The 4,318-nt window shown below is 62.1% G+C and carries 5 protein-coding genes (1 of these 5 cut by a window edge); 2 read left to right on the forward strand and 3 right to left on the reverse strand.

The window, feature by feature from the left end; all coding sequences use genetic code 11:
* Both clpX and clpP read right to left on the reverse strand, forming a co-directional pair.
* Nucleotides 1-24, reverse strand: the beginning of a protein-coding gene (gene clpX, locus EOC06_RS16045) for an ATP-dependent Clp protease ATP-binding subunit ClpX (RefSeq protein ID WP_128308224.1). Its footprint begins 1,239 nt before the window's first position; 24 of the gene's 1,263 nt are visible here — the first part of the coding sequence; the start codon lies at nucleotides 22-24; its stop codon lies off the left edge, out of view.
* 297 nt (nucleotides 25-321) lie between these two features.
* A complete protein-coding gene (gene clpP, locus EOC06_RS16050) occupies nucleotides 322-951 on the reverse strand; it encodes an ATP-dependent Clp endopeptidase proteolytic subunit ClpP (RefSeq protein ID WP_013532191.1) in 630 nt (209 codons plus the stop codon).
* A gap of 338 nt (nucleotides 952-1,289) precedes the next feature.
* Between clpP and EOC06_RS16055 the strand changes: the two genes are divergently transcribed.
* Complete coding sequence (locus tag EOC06_RS16055; RefSeq protein ID WP_128308225.1) at nucleotides 1,290-1,880, forward strand: hypothetical protein; 591 nt, start codon at nucleotides 1,290-1,292, stop codon at nucleotides 1,878-1,880.
* A 17-nt stretch (nucleotides 1,881-1,897) separates the two neighbouring features.
* On the opposite strand, the gene EOC06_RS16060 is transcribed toward EOC06_RS16055, so the two are convergent.
* Nucleotides 1,898-3,001, reverse strand: coding sequence for an FAD-binding oxidoreductase (locus EOC06_RS16060; protein ID WP_128308226.1), 1,104 nt, complete (start codon nucleotides 2,999-3,001; stop codon nucleotides 1,898-1,900).
* Between the two features lie 103 nt (nucleotides 3,002-3,104).
* On the opposite strand from EOC06_RS16060, the gene EOC06_RS16065 reads away from it, so the two are divergent.
* Nucleotides 3,105-4,318 (forward strand): cytochrome P450 (locus EOC06_RS16065; RefSeq protein WP_245469649.1); only part of this gene is annotated, 1,214 nt, incomplete at its 3' end.

Raw genomic sequence — 4,318 nt, forward strand, 5'->3', positions numbered from 1 at the left:
GCTGTTGTTGCCGACCTTGCTCATTTTCATGTCCTTTCATGGCCGCCCGCCGATGGTCTGGCTGAAAGGGCGCATACTCTATCTATCGCGGGAATCCGCCGCCGCCAGTGTGTCCCGGCTCCCGCAACGCATTCCGTACGAAACACAAATCAGAAAACGTGGCAATGATTCGCGACAACCCCGCATAAAGCTAAGCCGCCGAAACTCAACATAGCCTTAACGTAGGCAATCCTGTCCCCCGAGGGAACAGCCAATTGTGGCCGAAATGCCGCAAGACGCGCCAAAAGCGCGTGATGGTGCCATCCAACTGCCAACTTGCCTTTATGCCAGCGCCCCTTCGGCCGCCTCGCGCGACGAAATGACCTTGTCGATGAGGCCGAAATCCTTGGCTTCGTCGGCGGTCATGAAATGGTCGCGGTCGAGCGTTTTCTCGATCTCTTCGTAGCTCTTGCCGGTGTGCTTGACGTAGACCTCGTTGAGGCGACGCTTCAGCTTGATGATATCCAGGGCATGGCGCTCGATGTCGGACGCCTGGCCCTGGAAGCCGCCGGAAGGCTGGTGAACCATGATGCGGGCGTTCGGCGTGGCAAAGCGCATGTCCTTGTGACCGGCGGTCAGGAGCAGCGAACCCATCGAAGCCGCCTGGCCGATGCAGAGCGTCGACACGGCCGGCTTGATGAACTGCATGGTGTCGTAGATCGCCATGCCCGAGGTGACGACGCCGCCCGGCGAATTGATGTAGAGATTGATTTCCTTCTTCGGATTCTCGGCTTCGAGGAACAAAAGCTGCGCGCAGACCAGCGTCGCCATGCCGTCCTCGACCGGACCGGTGATGAAAATGATGCGCTCCTTGAGGAGGCGCGAGAAAATGTCGTAGGCCCGCTCGCCGCGATTGGTCTGTTCGACCACCATCGGAACGAGGTTCATGTAGGTTTCGACGGGGTTCTTCATCAGATATCTCTTATCTCGCGGTGGGATTCCGGCGCCGGGAATGCCGGCAGATCGGGCAGAATCGGTTCTGGATCGTTATTCCGTAAATAGGATGCCGGCTCATCCTTGTGCAAGGCCGACCCCTCCTAGCCATCTGGGTAAGTCGAATCAAGCTTTCTGACCAAGGATTCGCGGCGGCGGATGCTTCCGCGGGTCTGGAGCCGCATGGCCGGCCGCGCAAGGTAGCAGTTTCTTAACCGCGTCACTTAACGAAATGCGCCGAAACCGCTTTTTTCCGAGACGGCTTCCTCTACAATTCAGCGTTGAACTTATGCGTAGAGTTCAACAGGGGAAGTGTCATGCCCGGGAAAACCGCATGCTTCATCATCGCCGGGCTGACCATGCTCGGCACGATTTCGCAGACGGCGGCCGGCGGCCGCGCCGTCGAATGTTATGAGCCGGTCCGCAGTCCGGCCGTCTACGACACGGTCTATGAAGACGTGATGATCAGTCCGCCCGGTCAGCAGGTCGACTATATCGCCCCTATCTATGGCACGCGCGAGCGCGTCGTGATGACCGTTCCGGCGCAAGTGACCTACCAGATCGTGCCGGCCGTCACCCGCACGGTCTACCGTACGGTCCGAATCGATGGCGGCGGCTATTCCTGGGAATGGCGCGTCATCCATGGCCGCAAAGTGCTGTGCAAGGTCTGGCACAAGGCGCGCTACGAACGTGTTGCCAAAACCGTGGTGATCCAGCCCGAACGCACGCGGCGCGTGGTCATCCCCGCACAATACGACAGGATCGCCCAGGAGGTGCTGGTGCGGCCGGAGCAAAGGCGCATCATCGATGTTCCCGCCTCCTACCAGACCGTCGCGCGTCGTGTGCTGGTTCGCGAGGGTTCATCGGGCTGGCGGCGGGTGCATATTCCCAGGCATTGCCAGAATTAGGTCACCCCCGGCGGCGCTCAGGCGACCTCCGCCCGCAGCCATGCCTTCAAGCCGGCAATATCCCCATCGCCGACAGCAGCGGCAACGCGCCTGCCGACCGCCGCGCCGAACTTGTAGCCGTGGCCGGAGCATGCCGAGACAACAAGGCATTTGCCCTTTTCATGCGCCATGAATTTTTCGTCTGATGTGAAAGTGTAGGCGCAGGTGACGACCTCGGTCACACGATACTCCGCGATGCGGTCGATCGGCGGCGAAAACAGGTTGCGGATCGCCTCGCCCTCGCCCGCCACCGGCTGACGGTTCCAATCGGCGTCGCTGGTCGGCACCCTGTGCAGCCCGGACCCGAATTTCATGCCGGCGCCGCCGGAGGGCGGGATCACATAGCCGTCGATCGCGCCGCCGACATCGAGGACGACCGGTGCCGCCTGCCAGGCCGCCTCGAGGTCGGCCGGCGGTTCGACATAGGCAAGTGCGGTTCGATAGGTCTTCAGCTCGCCGTCCAGCTCCGGAAACAGTTTTAGCACCCAGGCGCCGGCGGCGACAACGATGCGGTCGGCCTGCATGGTCTCACCGCTTTCGAGCACGATGTGGCCGGCTTCGGCGTCGACTTCGACGACCTTGCTATTTTCGTAGACATTGGCGCCGTTGGCGCGCAGCCACTTTGCCAGGCCGGACGCGATCTTGCGGCAATGCAGGGCGCCGCCTTCGGTTGAGAAATAGGCGTAGCGAAACGACCCGGCTTCCAGAAACGGCCAGCGCATCACGGCTGCATCCGGCTCCAGCAATTCGAACGGAAAATTGCCTTCTTCCAGACCCTCGCGATATTCCTCGGCCTCGTCGCCCGGCTCGCGCGAAATGCAGACAAATCCTCTGGGATCGAGGTGGCTTTCGCCGAGATCGGCCCACATCTCGTCCCAGGCGTGGTAGGCTTCGGTGATCAGCCGGCCATAGCCGGTCCCCGCGCGGTAGGCGCGGCGGATGATGCGATGATGGTCGCCCGACGCGGCCATCGGGTTTGGGATCGGCCCTTGCTCGACGATCGAAACGCTGTGGCCGGCCTTGACCAGAGACCACGCCGTCGAGAGACCGGCAATACCCGCGCCGACAACGATCACATTCATCAAATCAGACTTTCCGCAGCCGGTCGGCTGGCTCAACGTATTGGATTGCGGGCGCCAACATACGGTCTGGAACCAGGCTGGCAAGCTGCGCTATTGGTCTGGCATGAGCAAATTGACGCTTACCGCCCTGGCCTTTGATCCAGCCACTCGACATCTGCGGCTTGACCCGCACGAGCCGGCTTTTTTCCAAAACCCTTATGATGCCTATGCCTTCCTGCACGGCGTATCCAATGCATTCTTCTGGGAAGAATTCGGCTTCTGGTGCTTTGGCGGTTTCGACGACGTCAACCGGCTGCTGCGCGATCGCCGCTTCGGCCGCCAGAACCCGGCCGGCATTCCAGACAGCCGCGGCATTGGACAGGACCGCAGCCATCTCAGGGCCTTCGACGGCATCGAAGCCAATTCGATGCTGGAACTGGAGCCGCCGGTGCACACGCGGCTGAGAACACTGGTCAACCGGGCCTTCGTCTCGCGCCAGGTCGAACGGCTGCGGCCGCGTGTCGAGGCTTTGGCCAACGAGTTGATCGACCGTTTCGAACCAGGCAAGACGGTCGACCTGTTGCCTGCTTTCGCGGCGCCCTTGCCGATCACCATCATTGCCGAAATGCTGGGCGTCCCGGTCGAAATGGGGCCGCAACTGCTCGACTGGTCGCACCAGATGGTCGCCATGTACATGCATGGCCGCACACGCGCGATCGAGGAGACGGCCAACCGCGCGGCGAGCGAATTTGCCGATTTCCTGCGAGGCTACGTCACCGAGCGACGCCGGAATCCCGGCGACGACCTGTTGTCGCTGCTGATCTCGGCGCAGGAGGACGGTGAGAGGCTGTCGGAGGACGAGATGGTGTCCTCGGCGATCCTGCTGCTCAATGCCGGCCATGAAGCGACCGTGCATCAGACCGGCAATGCCGTCCGCTCGATCCTTTTGCAAGGCGGCGATGTCAGCCGCTTCTTCGGTTCGCCCGAGGCGACCGCGGCAACGGTCGAGGAATGCCTGCGCTTCGACGCGCCGCTGCACATGTTCGCGCGCTATGCCTATCAGGAGATCGAGGTCGCGCCCGGCATCGTCGTGCAGCCGGGCCAGACGATCGGGCTGCTGCTGGGCATGGCCAATCATGACCCACGCGCCTTCGCCGATCCCCTCGCCTTCCGGCCCGACCGTGCCGACCAGAAGAACGTCTCCTTCGGCGCCGGTATCCATTTCTGCATCGGCGCGCCGCTCGCCCGGCTCGAATTGCAGGTGTCGCTGAAAACCTTGTTCGAACGGCATCCGAAGCTGCATCTTGCCGAAGAGGCGCGCTTTCGGGACACTTACCA

Source organism: Mesorhizobium sp. M7A.F.Ca.MR.362.00.0.0 (assembly GCF_004023175.1).
In the GTDB taxonomy this organism is placed as follows: domain Bacteria; phylum Pseudomonadota; class Alphaproteobacteria; order Rhizobiales; family Rhizobiaceae; genus Mesorhizobium.

Bases quoted from the DNA above. Each gene is read 5' to 3' on its own strand.
- clpP (WP_013532191.1), bottom strand. From the start codon at position 951: ATGAAGAACCCCGTCGAAACCTACATGAACCTCGTTCCGATGGTGGTC.
- EOC06_RS16055 (WP_128308225.1), top strand. From the start codon at position 1,290: ATGCCCGGGAAAACCGCATGCTTCATCATCGCCGGGCTGACCATGCTC.
- EOC06_RS16060 (WP_128308226.1), bottom strand. From the start codon at position 3,001: ATGAATGTGATCGTTGTCGGCGCGGGTATTGCCGGTCTCTCGACGGCG.